This is a genomic window from Lysinibacillus sp. BS3 (genome assembly GCF_039614735.1).
In the GTDB taxonomy this organism is placed as follows: domain Bacteria; phylum Bacillota; class Bacilli; order Bacillales_A; family Planococcaceae; genus Lysinibacillus; species Lysinibacillus capsici.
In genome coordinates, this window is the sequence record NZ_CP154860.1 from 199132 (window position 1) to 212800 (window position 13669).

Here is a 13669-nt window from a genome sequence, read left to right on the forward strand (position 1 = left end):
TATGTTGCTTAATATAAGGGAAAGAATGAAAGCCTCCATATGCCTACAAATCGACATATTTAGGCATGTTTACTTAGTATTTCGAAAGTTGTTTTATAGTAATATTTGGTATATAGTCTGTAGGAGGTTTTATATGCCTGATTTATTACTCGTTCTTTTTTTATTTAACTTTTCTTTATTTCTTTTGCACGAAATGGATGCAATAAAATGCTCTGAGTGGCGATTGTTTATAATACTTAAAGATATGGAAGATTCAAAGGCTTATAAAGTATTCACTTTTATTCACCTGTTTCTATACGTATTAATCCTTTCCTTACTTTTCAGTCAGTATCAAACCATCATTTTTTGGGTCCTTGATCTATTCTTTATCATTCATGCAATCCTGCATTTATTTTTTGAAAGGCATCCTCGAAATGAATTTAAAAATAGCTTTTCAAGATCCATTATTTATCCAATGGGGGTCCTTTCTGTCATACATTTAGTATTTTTAATTAATATTTCGACTTAATTGTATTATAAAGGAAGTTTTCAGCTAGTAATTTGCAGAAAATTATTCCAATTTGTTGGTTTTCTGCTTATTATAAAGATGGAGGTGATTATCAGATGTATAGTAATACGGCAAATATGTTGAAGCAAACGAACAATCTTATCAATGCATTGAAAAAATTGAAGCAAAATCTATCTTTTGTGAAATTGTATATTAATAGCGATAGAATACTGGCTATCTATTTTTTAAGTAATGCGTATAGTGATTTTAATTTATTTAAAACAATTTATTTATCTGTAACACCTGGTGATCAAACGATTGATAAGTTTTTACAGGAGTATGAAAAATTCTTTGTAGAAGTGAATAAATACTTAGAGGTCTTTAATGATGAGAGCGTCGTCGAGGATAGACTTCATAAGGAAGTTTTGTTTGCGATTAATGAATTAGAAAGATATTTGTTAAATCTGTTAGATGTGTATAGATAAAAAGTTAGACATTCCTTATTTCTGAGGGGTGTCTTTTATTTTAAAGAAGCTTCTTAGATTAAGCTTCTCTGGTTGTAGGGAGAAATGAATAAGAAATGTTAAGGGATAGGAGAAAAATATGATTAGAAAAATTGAAATGGGTTTGTTTGTAATTGGAGTAGTAATGGCCTTAATAGGTATGCCTTATTTATTGGGGTATTCAACGAATGAATGTTTAAAATATCCTCTCTATCTAGGGTTAATATTAATGGTTGCCACTCTCCCTGTAACAATATCCAAGAGAAAGTAATCCATTGAGATTTAAATACTTGGTGTCTAGAGATTGTAGAGACACACTTGTGATATTGATCCTAAAGAGTAGTATTATTCATAAGTAACGAGTTATCTTGCTGATACGTTCTATAAAAATGATTTTAAGTAATAGAAAATTAAACAGTCACAAAAGTATTAAACAAAAATGCTATCTTGCTTTGAAACCTAATTTTAAAGAGAGACAACACTAAATGATGAAGAAATAAATACATTGTTAAAATAACAAAATGAATGCAAGAAAATAAGAAGCTCCATATAACTAAAGAAATACTACTCAAATCCCCTGGATAACTTTCTGCAGCTGTAAATCAAATACCTCCCATAAAAAGCACAGTCACCCATTGGATACAATAAGTTAAGAAAAGTACGATTACAAAATAAACAATATACGATAAAGTAAGAAAAATGTCTTATGCACCATTTCAGTCTTCTCCAATATTTACATTAACGTTTCTTAGTTAGTTGCACATTTCTAAAAGTAATGCTCCTTCCATTTATGAAGAAGGGAAGTAGAAAAAGGAAAATATTACATATATAAAATTAGGTGAGACATTGTTAAGATTTGATAGGTAAAGTATTCGATGGAATTGGAATGGAACGCTAATTAGTCATTACAAACTTTAAAAAATGGTACATAGGTCTAAACTTAGGGACAATTAAAAAAGTAGTCAAAATAAAATATAGGAGCAGAAATGGCAGTCCTTACGTAATAAAGAAAGGAAAAACAGAGCTGATAATTGAGAATAGAGAAACTATTGTAGAGAAATTATCCGAACTTTTCTTAGTGCGACCATAGCTTTTAGAGGGTTTGTAAAAGGAAGGGAAGTATTTTATGAAAAATCAATTGATACGAATAATCGCTATCGCTCTACTTGGTGTGTGTGTATATATTAATATGTACGAAATAGATGAATTAGGGTTGATGCAATTTTTTGCATATATTGGCTTATTAGGTTTTACTTTTGCGGTGGGTATTCCAATCATCTTTATTAAAAATAAGATTAGTTTATCCAAAAAATTTGGTTTGTTGTTTTTAAGCATGATCATCGCAGCAATAATTCCTTTATTGGGATTTGGAAATTTAAAATATATCCTTGAAGAACATTTAATGAATAAAGAGATGAATAAAGTTGTAAATCAATATAATGTAAATTTGCAAACTGATGAGGTGTTTTTAACCTTTCAAAATCATCTTCTCGTTGGAAAAAGAGATGATTTGCTTGGAAGTATAGACAAAACACTATTGGTTTATAATGCCGTAGGGAAAGAAACGAAAAGAATAAAAATAACGGAATTAGCAAAAGCGGCCGTTCCCTATCTGCCCCTTACTGATAAAGAAAAGGAAACAACTTATTTTGATGGTATGAAGACGCAAGGAAATACATATGACCTTTGGAAAAAAATAGATGATAACGACATACAACTATTTTTTAGATACGTTACAACGGAAGTTCCTGAGGATTATCAACCTGAACCAGATATGCCAGCCGATGCAAAGGACATAAAGTTCCATTATGATATCACCTATTCACCGGTTTTAGATGAGAACGGGGAATTTGTTTTTAGTTCGGATACTTTCCATTTATATAAAAGCAACGACTCAATTCGAGTTAGCTACAAAGCTTCGGGCATTGAAGCGATTGTTGCTCCAAATACGGCAGTGTTAGTGAACGAAATCAAGTAAAGATTACATACATTGCTAACAAAAGTACAACATGAAGCCAGTAGAGTGTTAGCGGCAAATCCACAAACGTAACTAGAATGAATATACTAAGTAACAACAAAGCCTAGGTACTCAAATTAATGTTGAGCCTGGGCATTTTTTACGTGATTTATTTATCTAACGAACGTGTTGTTTTTCGAAATTTCAAATAAATGAATGACCACAACCTAATAAAGTGGTAAAGTATAGAAAAAGTGAATGGAGAATTATGTAATGGAAAAACTGAAGAAGGTTGAATTAAAACATTTTTCAAGTGAATATATGCAAGGACTGAACGCTTTTGTACTTACTGAAGAGCAAAAACAATTTTCTGCACTGCCGAGCAATTTTGAGGAAATTAATGAAGGACAGCATCGCATTGTAATTCTAAGTGAAAATACACCTGTTGGTTTCTTTCTCCTAAATGCAAATGAACGAGTTAAGAAATATTCTACGAATAGAAATGCGATGCTATTATCTGCATTATCAATTAATCATACAGAACAAGGGAAGGGCTATGCAAAACAAGGAATGACATTACTAGTTGAGTTTGTTAAAGCAGAATTTCCAAATTGCGATGAAATTGTTTTAGTTGTAGACAAAGCTAATATTCCAGCACAGAAACTATATGTAAAAGTAGGTTTTGAAGATACGAATGAAAGGCTAATAGGACGCATCGGCGAAGAAATAATCATGAGGCAATTCATAAAATAAAGTTAGACCACCATTGTCACCAGAGTTTATGCTACATTTTGTAGATGAACTCTGGTTTTATGTTTTGGGGAAATGTCGCATCCATTCTTGAAAAAGAGTTTCATCGATCAAAATTAGCAAAGAAAATTATTTAAAATATCCTGATTAAAAATACACCGGCTATCATCACCATTAAACCAATTATTTGTAATGGTTGAATTCGATTCTTTAGCGAGTTAAACAATCCGAATTGCTGTACCAGCAAGCTACCAGTGATTTGACCGAATAAAGCAAGAACTACAGTTTGGCCATTTCCAATTTGATTGACAAGAAATACATTGATGAGAACATAAGATCCTCCTAAGATCCCGCCAATCCATATCCACCAAGGAGCAGCTTGTTTAAAAGGCTCTTTAATACTTGTGTAAGATCGATCTTTTAACCCAACAATTATAATCAAGGTAATAGTACCAACAAAGAATGAAACAAGGGCAGCATGAGAAGAAGAGTGAAGAACTTTTCCTAATTGTCCATTAACAGCGATTTGGATAGCTAGTAACATTCCTGCTAGAATCCCTACTATGCGCCAAATCCATAGATTCCGCACACTCTCCTTATTTGTTTGGGGAGAATACTGTTCATTTTTCTTGCTTCGTATAGCTGTAGCTAAAAGGACGCCTAGTAAGACTAGTAATATGCCAAAGATTCGATTCCATCCAAAGGAATATTGTGTTGCATTAAACCAGCCATTATGATCGATTAACATACTCATGAGAGTCATTCCAAAGATCGGTAGGATAGTTGTTTGCACACTTCCCAATTTAGGAAACAAGAGAATGTTAGTAGTTATCGCAATAGCGCCACCAATTCCCCCCAACCATATATAGATAGGTTGGTTCAACAATAAATCTAATGGAATCCCCAGTGATGAACCACTACTTACTAATGTAATAGTTAAGAAGATGACACCAACAGCGAAGGAAATCATTGAAGCTAAAAAAGGAGAAATCACAAACTTTCTTAATTGAGCATTAATGGCTGTTTGCACAGCAAGAATAGCTCCAATACTTATAGCCAAAAGTACTGCAAACATAAAAATTCATCACAACCTTTGTTGAAGAAAATGTAAAGAAAAAGAAATGTAAAACAACGCATGATTGATTATATCAGAGTACGTGTTGAATTTTATAAAATTAAGCACTGAACACTAAGTAAGAAATAGATTTTATTTATGATGTGGAACGTCACCAAACACATTAAGATAACGATAATCAGTTTCTCAAAAAAGAAATGATTTTTCATGTATAGAAGCGGTTAAGAAATAGAGCTTTATGTTAATAAAGTATAGTGTAATATCTTTATATTCTGTATATTGGTGTATGAGGAGGAGATTTAATGGCAAGAAAATGGATGCTACCATTATTTATATTACTAGGTGTTTTGAGTTCTGGTTGTAGTGAGGGTCAGGAAAAAGGTAGCAAAGATGGTGGTGATGTAGAAGTAACTATTCCAGCTCTATTTTTTGAGGGTCAGGACATTGATTCTGTTATTTCAAAGGCAAAAAGCAGTGGGATGAAGGAAGTCAGTAAGAATGAGGATGGTTCTTTAACTTATAAAATGTCTGAAACAGAACATAAAGAAATGATGAAAGGTTTAAAAGAAGGCATTCTAGCAAGTGTAGATGAGCTTAAAGCAAGTGAAGAGTTCAAATCTATTAAAGATGTAACCTATGACAAGTCTTTTTCAGAATTCACTTTATCTGTAAACAAAGAAGAATTTGATAATAGTCTTGACACAATGGCCTCATTCGGGCTAGCTTTAACAGGTATGTACTATCAATTATTTAATGGTGTGGATGAAAAGGATTATAAAGTCAAAGTAATTTTTAAAGATGAATCAAATGGAGATGTAATTAACACGATAGTTTATCCAGATGATTTAAACAAGAAAAAATGATCGGAAGAGCACCTAACATAGGTGTTCTTTTTAAATGCTTTGAGTGCAATCGAGTTGGGCAGTAGTAGTTGTTCCTGATTCTTGATGGCTTTTTATTTTTGCAAAGGTTTTGTGTTCAAAGTAGAATGTCAGCAGCAAATTCTTAATGCAAACATGGATAGGCATAATAAAATGATAGAATTTGTTTTGAGAAACGACTGACGATAGCATAGTTGTAAGTAGAGATAGAACTAAATGATTCCACAAAGCCCAGATACTCATTAATTTTGAGCCTGGGCTTTATACTTATTTAACTTGTAATCCCTTTTATTATTCTCTAAATCGGCTGAAGGAGCTATCTAAAGAAATTTTTAATAGCATCCATACGAATTTTGCTGTAACATTCTTCGCAACGAAAAATCTTATCGGTTCTTTCCTTTAACTGTCTAAATCTCAGTGACCCCTCGTATACTCTGAATTTATTTCTACAACTAGAACAAATTACCTCATAGTAATGCATAGCTATCCTCCTCAAGTTTTCTGACATATTACTTTTTAGTTGATTTATCGAATATTGTAATCAGTTCTCTCGTATATTCCTCAACATTTAACTGGGGATTTCTCATTAATTCAATAGTGAATCCGTCAATAGAATTTCGTATCGTTAACGCCATTACTCTTGAAGCCAATTTGGTGAATTCTCCGAAGACACCCGCGTGCATTCCTAGTGTAAGTATGTTTTCAATGGGTAGAAAAATAGTATCATCATGATCCGCCGCAAATCGAAGTTTGCCATCAGCAGTTCTTTCATTAGAAACAATTTCAATGACAGCAAATACATGTTGCCGATTTTCATCTATGAATCTAAGGTTTGATTCAATATAAATGCTAAGCATATCTATAGGAGATTTTTGATTTTCGATTAGAGGAGCAGTATAAGCTTGACATGCCATATAGTAATCATAAATTACTTGCTCTAACAATTCCCCCTTACTTGCAAAGTGATAGGAGATAACCCCCTTGCTGATTTGTGCCCGTTTTGCAATTTGACCTAAAGAAGCTTGAGCGTAACCCACCTCTGCAATGGTTTCAATAGCACATTCCACAATTTGAGTTCTACGAGCTTTTTCAATAAATGACATTTCTTTTTGATTAGTTGTTTTATTTTTTTTACTCATGTATTTATTTTAGCACGGTTGTACTAATTAAGCGAATAAAAAAACATTTAGGGAGGTTCCTAAATGGAGGCTTTTCTTTTACTTTGAAATGTCAAGGGCTAGACTAGGGCGTTTCGTGAGGAAGATTAAGATACTTGAGCTTGGAACTATTTCTTATCTGTTGACATGGAGTCGGCTCCATCTTTTAAGATGAATGAAATCAAAGAATGGAGTGATGGGATGGTAATTTTGACAACTATACTAATTGTGTTATATGCGGTTTTAATAGGAGTGGCAGGGATAAAAAAATGGAAAGAAGTTGGATTTGAAGTACGAACATTCATATTTGTTATCATATCAATTAGTATTCTCTTAATATTATGTATACCAAGCAAAGGTTGGTTATTTATATTACTGATAATTGCGTTTATCTTGTTACATATACTAGCAGTTATAGAAGGGAAGTTAACAAATGGACGAATTACTTTCAGCCATCATATCATTCGCTTCATTTTCCATTGTATAATTGCCCTAATGGTTTATAAATTTATATTATAGAAGGAGATTTTAATGAAAATTGGTGAATTTGCAATATGTACTGGTCTTAGTAAAGATACTATTCGTTATTATGAAAAAATGAATTTATTGCAACCGGAAATTAAAAATAAGCACCGCTATTATAACAAGAAAGACATTGATACAGTAGAAGCAATTCTTAAACTTAAACAAACGGGATTTTCTCTCCAAGAAATCAAAATGCTTTTTGATTGGTCGGGAAATATTGATCAAAATAAAAAACTGACAAAAGAAGAAATACAAAATCTACTTGAAATAAAAGTTATATTCCAAGAAAAGTATGAGCAGATGTTACAAAGAGAACATCAGCTTAAACAAATTAAACAGGTTTTATTAAATATAGATAATAAAATAAAGCACCTTTTAGAGAAAAATAAAGAAGAAAATTGCTGGTTTTAACGATGTGTTTAGAAAATAAAGAAAAAGAATGTACCAATAATTAAAGCTGTTTGACGTTCTAATTGAACGTTTGAAACGAACGTCTGAAGGTGAGAAACAATATTTTAAGCTGCTTCTATTTAGTTATTTCTAAAAGTGTTGTTTCTTCAACTTATCGAGAAGGTGTGCAAGAAGGAATAGTAGAATATCACGTTGAAATAGAAGTAGAAATAAATTAGTAAGGAGGATGTATTTGTGACTAGCCATGACTATAAATCACCAATAAAAAACAGAATCGGCGGTGTATTTGTTCCAGTTCGTAACCTAGAGAAAGCAAAAGAATGGTACAGAAAAATACTTGGTTTGGAAGGGGGAGAAGAATATTTTGGACATTTATTCGTGGTACCCATGAAAGGTACAGCTGGATTAATTTTAGATTCCATGCCAAAGTGGAGAAAAGAAGATGGTGATATTACCACTTATCAAGTTCCATCAATTCAGCTTTTGACCGATGATATTGAAGCTTCTTATCAATTTATGAAAGAGAATAATGTTGAACTGGTTACAGAGATTCAGGATAATTTTTATTTTGTGTTCAAAGATTTAGATGGCAATTTACTAATGATTTGTAAAGAAACTACTTAAAAAAATGCGAAAATTGCTCTTTGGACTACTGGAAAGAAAGTGGGGAGTCAATAGCAGCTGAATGTGCATTGTACAAAGTGATAAACGATAAACAATTCAAGATTGATGATAAATTTATCAAGTTTTACTTGACATCAAAAGCGTACTAGCGAGGAGAAGGTAGACAATTAATTAAGTTTATCGAGGATTAATCGAAAGAAAAAGGTCACTTCTATTAAAAGTGACCAGGATGCTTAGTTATGCTTTATTAAAACTCTAGGGGATTAGGTGTTTATTCAATTTTATTGAATTGTAATATTTCCTTTATATGTTGCAAAGTAAATACCTGCATCAGGATCGTATGCATAATCAAATCTTGTTAGGTATCCTGCGTATTTAAAATCTCCATCCCATTCAACATGATAAATTTGTCCAGGTGGAAACGTTGAAGTTCTTGTATTAACTGTGACATATTTAGTATACACAGCAGCTGGACTAACATTGTCTATACTAGTAGAGTTTTGAACAACGTTGATTTCGGCTGCTGAAACATTACCTGATGGATAGATGAAAAATGAAACAAGTAAAGCTGAGAGTAGAGCAAAACCAAAAATGCGACCTTTAATTGTTTTTACCATTATTATTCCTCCATTCTAGTATAATCCCCTAGTAATTTACATTTAAACATATATTGGTATTTATAGCAACGGATGGTGGCTATTGGTTATGAAATTGATTAAAAAGTAGGTGTTACACATGCATTATGAGTGGTTAAAGAACTATCAATAATTAGCAGATTAATTTGTACATAGAATAAGCGTTAATCTCAAAAAAATCTACATAACATACTTTTTATATTTTCATAAATTTCTCCTTGCTAAAGAGCGAATGTTTGTTCTAATATAAATACAAACAAACGTTCTGTGGAAGGAGAGGTCAAAATGGCGAAAATATATAATTTTCCAACTAAAGCATTTCGAGATATAACAAAAGAAAGAGTCGATGTTGTAACTTTTGCTTCTGGTTTTATGGGTGGTGTTGTAAAGGTATATGAATGTGAAGGGACAGTCATTATTCATAGTGAAAATAAGAAATCCAGCCATGCTAGTATTTCAAATGATCTTGGTCAAGTTAAAGAATGGGAGATTAGATATGCAATAGAACATATTTTAAAAAGAGGCATTACAGAAGTGAATATAAAAGTTAGTAATACAGGAGTTGTTCATATTCGTAATAAAGATATTAATTCACTTTCTCAGTAAAGTCAGGTCACTTATAAAATAATATGAGTACTGGTTATATCGTTAATGGTCTTTTTAAAACGTAGTTTGCAACTATCCCTTCGACTGTTAGAGGCTTTTAAATTTGTTCCAGCTAACTCTGATAGCAAGTAATTATCAAATTGCTTGGAATGATCATGTACAAGAAATAACAGGTCAATTGGAGTTAGATATTTAAAAGATATTGTTCTGTAAAGTTATTTAACTTTTAGAGGTTTTACAAAGAATGAAATGAACATAACAGAAACCCCTATAGCAATGAAAAGTATTGCAACAGATTTATTTGAAATAAATGAATTGTATTCTAGGGCACCTGTTAATCTCGCTGATCCGATTGAAAGCGATAAGATGCCTAAAACAAATATGATATGTCCAATTTTAGAAGGTGTTTTCATTTTATAACAACTCCTGATATTTAGGTAATAACTTACAAAAGGATAACATGATTAGGTAATATTTGAAAATATGGTTCGGTTTGATTATTGCACAATAGGAGTATTTGAGGTTGATGGAAGAAGTACAAAAGTCAATATGGGCTGTCAGTAAATTATATGAATTTATAATAAAGGGGTATGTTTTATGAAACCATTTATGTTACGGCATAAACTGGGTTGGCTACCTAACAAATTAGAGTATCGCAGAACCTATATCATAGGTTTTAAAGGAGAAACAGACGAAAGTTATACTTTCATGCTAACAAAGAATAGTATGTAAGATTAGTAAATAACAATAAAGAAATGGTTGTTAGGAAAAGAGAATTAAAGAGATATTTCAAGGATGGTTGTTTACAGTTTCTAACTACACAATATGAGGAACATGCTTGAAAGATCTGGAATGGTAAACGTTTAACTTTTTTCTTTTTTGGGTTTAACAAAGTAAGAAATGAACATTACAGAAACGCCCATAGATATGTATAGTAGTGCAACAGATTGATTTGGAATAACTGAATCATATTCAAAGAAACCAGATAATCTTCCTAATCCAGTTATCATCAAAGTAATGCCAAAAATAAATATGATATATCTATTTGTAGAATGTATTTTCAACACAAAACAACCCCCGAGGCTTCCTAATAATTTATATAAGGATAACATAAACTGGTAAATATTTCACTATTCAGATTGAGTCAATATACATTATGAATATGTAAAATAAACACGTTCACTTGTACGTGTATGTCAGAAACGAGCAATTGATACAACTAATCATAAAGGCTTTCAAATCAAAGTGACAATAATGTTAGCTTAAGCAATTAATTGTCACCTTTTACGATGGTTTAAAGATACATTTTTTCTTAACATAGCTTTATTAAGCTATAAAGGAGAGAATGTCTTGAATATATTAGAAATAAATAATGATTTATTTAGAATGCTTAATAGTTTAGGAAAAGAATTTCAATTCTTCAATTTACCAATGATTATTATTGCTGAATACACAGTTATTTTTTTAGCTATTTTTGTTATTCTGTTCTGGTTTACCAAAGATAGAGAAAATAAAATAATGCTCATGTGCGCAAGCATAGCTTTCGTTTTGGCTGAAATTATAGGGAAATTTGCAGGGTTATTACATTTTAATCACCAACCATTTGCTGTCCTTTCGAATACAAATCAGTTGATAGAAAAAGCAATAAATAATTCATTTCCAAGCGATCATACCATATTATTTTTTTCATTCTGTATGTCCTTTTGGTTATTTAAAAAAGGAAAATGGATTCTATGGATTTTGCTTGCTATATTAGTCGGAATTTCACGAATTTGGGTAGGAGTTCATTATCCATTAGATGTAATGGTAGGTGCTCTTATTGGAATTACTTCTGCAATAATAATTTACTTTACACTTCCGAAATTAACACTAATAGAAAATGGAATTACCAAATATGAATCCATTGAAAAAGTAATTAGAAGAAAATTCCATAAAACAAATCTAATGTAAAACAATATTAAAGGTCACGTCTAAAATTAAAGTGTACCCTTTACAAAGGGTACACTTTATATGGGTTGTGGCTTTTTCTTTTGCTTTGAAAACAGCATCAAACAGCCAAAACGCTATGAGTTGAGATGGCAGGGTTTGGTGATGTTTTGAAAGTGGAATTTGTAGAAAATTGTTCCAATTTATTATCTCTCAGATTATGATTTAGTGGGAGGATAAATAATGTCAGATAAAATTAAAAACATTTTTATTGGAATCATATTTTTTGTTGTCATAATTTTAGGGACATCATTCGTAATTGATACAATATTGATCGATGGATTAAAAGTTGATAATGGACTTATAGGTAGTATAGTGGGTGGGATAATAGGAATGGCAGGCGTAATTGTAACTACTTATTTCATTATCGAAGCAAACAAAAAATCAGTGGAGGATTCGTTAAAAAAACAAGATAAGCAGGCAAGGGATAGAGATTACATTGCATTAATCCTTACCAAAGCAGAGGAGTTGAACCATGAAATTATAAAATCTACTCAAATCTACAAAAAAATAATGGATAATTTCAGAATTACTAAAACACACCAAATCTTAATTAACACATATGAGGATAGATTTTCTTTAAAACGTAAAGATGACGGAATTTATGATATGGCTAAAAGGGATTTGGTCGAAAACAATCTGAAATTCGAAAAACTGCGAAACGAATTAACAGTTTGTTTAAATACTTTAATTATAAAAAATATTTACATCGGAATTTTATCAGACCAAATTAATGGTTACGAACATACAGTTAATCAGAATATCGAAATAATAATTAATAGTTTAGATTCGATAGGTAATTTAAATGAACTAGAAGAAACGTTCCGATGGCAAAATAAGTATTACATAAATGATTTAAATAAATTACTAAAAGATTTGAATGATTTTGTTGTAGAAAAACTGAGCGAATTAAGAAAAGGCGTAAGTTGAATACTTTACTAATCAATAAAGGGTTGATTTCAAACAAATTTTTCTAATAGGAGCGTGTAAAATGAATTTAAAAGAAAAGTTGATATTAATAAAAGAAAATGGGTACCAAGCACCTCCCGATAGATTTCAGTTGATACTAGAAATGATAAATAACATTGGCTCTTTGGATGCCCAACTACGTGATGAGCTAATTTATACAACCTTATCACACTGGATTCTTGATAAATCTCTCACCGCAAACGAACTAGAACAACTTTTACCGGTTGTTTTGGATAAAAACCATTTGCTTTTTAAGCTTGGTGAAACAAATACAGACTCTGTCTTCACTCGGTCTTTCTCCATGCTAGTCATACCGCTCCTCTTAACGAGGCATAGAGAATTACCATTTCTCTCAAGAGAGCAAATTCATCACATAAAAGAGAAAGTATTTTACAATGTACAAGAAGAACGAGATTACCGTGGGTATGATGAAGAAAAAGGCTGGGCTCATGCCATAGCCCATGCAGCAGATGCTTTAGATGATTTGGCTCAATGTTCCGAACTGGATAAAAGCGACCTCTTAACTATCCTCGATTTGGTTTACGAAAAGATGACTATAACAGAGCGAATTTACTCCGATGGGGAAGATGAGAGAATGGTCAAATCCATAATTAGTGTTTTAAATAGAAAAATACTTAGTCAGACTTGTGTAGAGCAGTGGATTCAAAGTTTTGGTGATGTGGAGAAAAATTCAGAATTTCTCCCTGCCTTTAAGCAAAAAAATAATATAAAGAACTTTTTGAAAAGTTTATACTTTCGAGTTAAATTTTACAAAGCGGATGCCGTTCTCTGCTCGACTATCGAGCAGACATTATATAAAGTAGAAAAAGTATACTATTCCTAATTTTAAAAGTGTCGAATAAAAAAAAGAATATCTTCATAATGAATTACTCTCTTGGTAGTTATTTGTAATCATAAAAAAGTATTAATATAGTAGAATGTTGTTTGTATATTAAAAAATAAAAATGCCACAGTTTGTGACAAAGAAATACTATTAACTTTAAAGGAATTCATATTGTTCTTTCCTTATAATAATACCTGCCAAAACCTTCATGTTTTACATTTTACAAATTGGGGTACACTTTTTACAAAAAGTCCGCGTA

Annotated in this window: 18 protein-coding genes; 12 read left to right on the plus strand and 6 right to left on the minus strand. The window is 31.5% G+C overall.

Annotated elements, in window-relative coordinates:
- The first annotated feature begins 133 nt into the window (after window positions 1-133).
- The 5 genes from AAJG31_RS01045 to AAJG31_RS01065 all read left to right on the plus strand — a co-directional run bounded on the left by AAJG31_RS01045 (window position 134) and on the right by AAJG31_RS01065 (window position 3700).
- Entirely contained in the window at window positions 134-508 is a 375-nt protein-coding gene (locus AAJG31_RS01045; protein ID WP_279495191.1) for a DUF6713 family protein, read from the plus strand.
- A gap of 95 nt (window positions 509-603) precedes the next feature.
- Window positions 604-972 carry a hypothetical protein gene (locus tag AAJG31_RS01050; RefSeq protein ID WP_279495190.1) on the plus strand — a complete coding sequence of 123 codons (369 nt, stop codon included), beginning with the start codon at window positions 604-606 and terminating at the stop codon, window positions 970-972.
- A 118-nt stretch (window positions 973-1090) separates the two neighbouring features.
- Window positions 1091-1261 carry a hypothetical protein gene (locus AAJG31_RS01055; RefSeq protein ID WP_197078717.1) on the plus strand — a complete coding sequence of 57 codons (171 nt, stop codon included), beginning with the start codon at window positions 1091-1093 and terminating at the stop codon, window positions 1259-1261.
- Between the two features lie 855 nt (window positions 1262-2116).
- Window positions 2117-2968, plus strand: coding sequence for a hypothetical protein (locus tag AAJG31_RS01060; RefSeq protein ID WP_048392641.1), 852 nt, complete (start codon window positions 2117-2119; stop codon window positions 2966-2968).
- A 252-nt stretch (window positions 2969-3220) separates the two neighbouring features.
- Window positions 3221-3700: a GNAT family N-acetyltransferase gene (locus tag AAJG31_RS01065; RefSeq protein WP_048392643.1), complete on the plus strand. Its 480-nt coding sequence runs from the start codon at window positions 3221-3223 to the stop codon at window positions 3698-3700.
- 130 nt (window positions 3701-3830) lie between these two features.
- Here the strand turns inward: AAJG31_RS01065 and AAJG31_RS01070 are convergent, their stop codons facing one another.
- Window positions 3831-4772, minus strand: a complete 942-nt coding sequence (locus tag AAJG31_RS01070; RefSeq protein WP_048392645.1) for a DMT family transporter — start codon at window positions 4770-4772, stop codon at window positions 3831-3833.
- Between the two features lie 302 nt (window positions 4773-5074).
- Between AAJG31_RS01070 and AAJG31_RS01075 the strand changes: the two genes are divergently transcribed.
- Window positions 5075-5635, plus strand: coding sequence for a hypothetical protein (locus AAJG31_RS01075; RefSeq protein WP_279495188.1), 561 nt, complete (start codon window positions 5075-5077; stop codon window positions 5633-5635).
- Between the two features lie 334 nt (window positions 5636-5969).
- Here the strand turns inward: AAJG31_RS01075 and AAJG31_RS01080 are convergent, their stop codons facing one another.
- Window positions 5970-6134, minus strand: a complete 165-nt coding sequence (locus AAJG31_RS01080; protein WP_066037314.1) for a DUF2197 domain-containing protein — start codon at window positions 6132-6134, stop codon at window positions 5970-5972.
- Window positions 6135-6162: 28 nt separating this feature from the next.
- Complete coding sequence (locus tag AAJG31_RS01085) at window positions 6163-6792, minus strand: TetR/AcrR family transcriptional regulator (RefSeq protein ID WP_279495186.1); 630 nt, start codon at window positions 6790-6792, stop codon at window positions 6163-6165.
- 549 nt (window positions 6793-7341) lie between these two features.
- Here AAJG31_RS01085 and AAJG31_RS01090 point away from each other — a divergent pair.
- Together AAJG31_RS01090 and AAJG31_RS01095 are read left to right on the plus strand one after the other, a co-directional pair.
- Window positions 7342-7746: a MerR family transcriptional regulator gene (locus AAJG31_RS01090; protein ID WP_053075698.1), complete on the plus strand. Its 405-nt coding sequence runs from the start codon at window positions 7342-7344 to the stop codon at window positions 7744-7746.
- A 234-nt stretch (window positions 7747-7980) separates the two neighbouring features.
- Window positions 7981-8370, plus strand: coding sequence for a VOC family protein (locus tag AAJG31_RS01095; protein WP_066037316.1), 390 nt, complete (start codon window positions 7981-7983; stop codon window positions 8368-8370).
- A gap of 281 nt (window positions 8371-8651) precedes the next feature.
- Here the strand turns inward: AAJG31_RS01095 and AAJG31_RS01100 are convergent, their stop codons facing one another.
- On the minus strand, window positions 8652-8987 hold the full coding sequence (locus AAJG31_RS01100; RefSeq protein ID WP_054550262.1) for a hypothetical protein: 336 nt from the start codon (window positions 8985-8987) through the stop codon (window positions 8652-8654).
- Window positions 8988-9290: 303 nt separating this feature from the next.
- Here AAJG31_RS01100 and AAJG31_RS01105 point away from each other — a divergent pair, with 303 nt between their 5' ends.
- Window positions 9291-9611 (plus strand): DUF1827 family protein, encoded by a 321-nt coding sequence (locus AAJG31_RS01105; RefSeq protein WP_279495184.1) that lies wholly within the window; start codon window positions 9291-9293, stop codon window positions 9609-9611.
- 215 nt (window positions 9612-9826) lie between these two features.
- Here the strand turns inward: AAJG31_RS01105 and AAJG31_RS01110 are convergent, their stop codons facing one another.
- The gene (locus AAJG31_RS01110) at window positions 9827-10024 is read right to left on the minus strand and encodes a hypothetical protein (RefSeq protein WP_048392664.1); all 198 of its coding nucleotides are present in this window, start codon (window positions 10022-10024) and stop codon (window positions 9827-9829) included.
- A gap of 450 nt (window positions 10025-10474) precedes the next feature.
- A complete protein-coding gene (locus AAJG31_RS01115) occupies window positions 10475-10678 on the minus strand; it encodes a hypothetical protein (RefSeq protein WP_231595622.1) in 204 nt (67 codons plus the stop codon).
- Window positions 10679-10961: 283 nt separating this feature from the next.
- On the opposite strand from AAJG31_RS01115, the gene AAJG31_RS01120 reads away from it, so the two are divergent.
- The 3 genes from AAJG31_RS01120 (at window position 10962) to AAJG31_RS01130 (ending at window position 13410) form a co-directional block, all read left to right on the plus strand.
- The gene (locus AAJG31_RS01120; RefSeq protein WP_066037318.1) at window positions 10962-11561 is read left to right on the plus strand and encodes an undecaprenyl-diphosphatase; all 600 of its coding nucleotides are present in this window, start codon (window positions 10962-10964) and stop codon (window positions 11559-11561) included.
- Window positions 11562-11780: 219 nt separating this feature from the next.
- Window positions 11781-12527, plus strand: a complete 747-nt coding sequence (locus tag AAJG31_RS01125) for a hypothetical protein (RefSeq protein WP_066037319.1) — start codon at window positions 11781-11783, stop codon at window positions 12525-12527.
- Between the two features lie 61 nt (window positions 12528-12588).
- A complete protein-coding gene (locus tag AAJG31_RS01130; RefSeq protein WP_279495181.1) occupies window positions 12589-13410 on the plus strand; it encodes a DUF2785 domain-containing protein in 822 nt (273 codons plus the stop codon).
- Window positions 13411-13669: the final 259 nt, after the last annotated feature.

Bases quoted from the DNA above. Each gene is read 5' to 3' on its own strand.
- AAJG31_RS01045 (WP_279495191.1), top strand. From the start codon at position 134: ATGCCTGATTTATTACTCGTTCTTTTTTTATTTAACTTTTCTTTATTT.
- AAJG31_RS01050 (WP_279495190.1), top strand. From the start codon at position 604: ATGTATAGTAATACGGCAAATATGTTGAAGCAAACGAACAATCTTATC.
- AAJG31_RS01055 (WP_197078717.1), top strand. From the start codon at position 1,091: ATGATTAGAAAAATTGAAATGGGTTTGTTTGTAATTGGAGTAGTAATG.
- AAJG31_RS01060 (WP_048392641.1), top strand. From the start codon at position 2,117: ATGAAAAATCAATTGATACGAATAATCGCTATCGCTCTACTTGGTGTG.
- AAJG31_RS01065 (WP_048392643.1), top strand. From the start codon at position 3,221: ATGGAAAAACTGAAGAAGGTTGAATTAAAACATTTTTCAAGTGAATAT.
- AAJG31_RS01070 (WP_048392645.1), bottom strand. From the start codon at position 4,772: ATGTTTGCAGTACTTTTGGCTATAAGTATTGGAGCTATTCTTGCTGTG.
- AAJG31_RS01075 (WP_279495188.1), top strand. From the start codon at position 5,075: ATGGCAAGAAAATGGATGCTACCATTATTTATATTACTAGGTGTTTTG.
- AAJG31_RS01080 (WP_066037314.1), bottom strand. From the start codon at position 6,134: ATGCATTACTATGAGGTAATTTGTTCTAGTTGTAGAAATAAATTCAGA.
- AAJG31_RS01085 (WP_279495186.1), bottom strand. From the start codon at position 6,792: ATGAGTAAAAAAAATAAAACAACTAATCAAAAAGAAATGTCATTTATT.
- AAJG31_RS01090 (WP_053075698.1), top strand. From the start codon at position 7,342: ATGAAAATTGGTGAATTTGCAATATGTACTGGTCTTAGTAAAGATACT.
- AAJG31_RS01100 (WP_054550262.1), bottom strand. From the start codon at position 8,987: ATGGTAAAAACAATTAAAGGTCGCATTTTTGGTTTTGCTCTACTCTCA.
- AAJG31_RS01105 (WP_279495184.1), top strand. From the start codon at position 9,291: ATGGCGAAAATATATAATTTTCCAACTAAAGCATTTCGAGATATAACA.
- AAJG31_RS01110 (WP_048392664.1), bottom strand. From the start codon at position 10,024: ATGAAAACACCTTCTAAAATTGGACATATCATATTTGTTTTAGGCATC.
- AAJG31_RS01125 (WP_066037319.1), top strand. From the start codon at position 11,781: ATGTCAGATAAAATTAAAAACATTTTTATTGGAATCATATTTTTTGTT.
- AAJG31_RS01130 (WP_279495181.1), top strand. From the start codon at position 12,589: ATGAATTTAAAAGAAAAGTTGATATTAATAAAAGAAAATGGGTACCAA.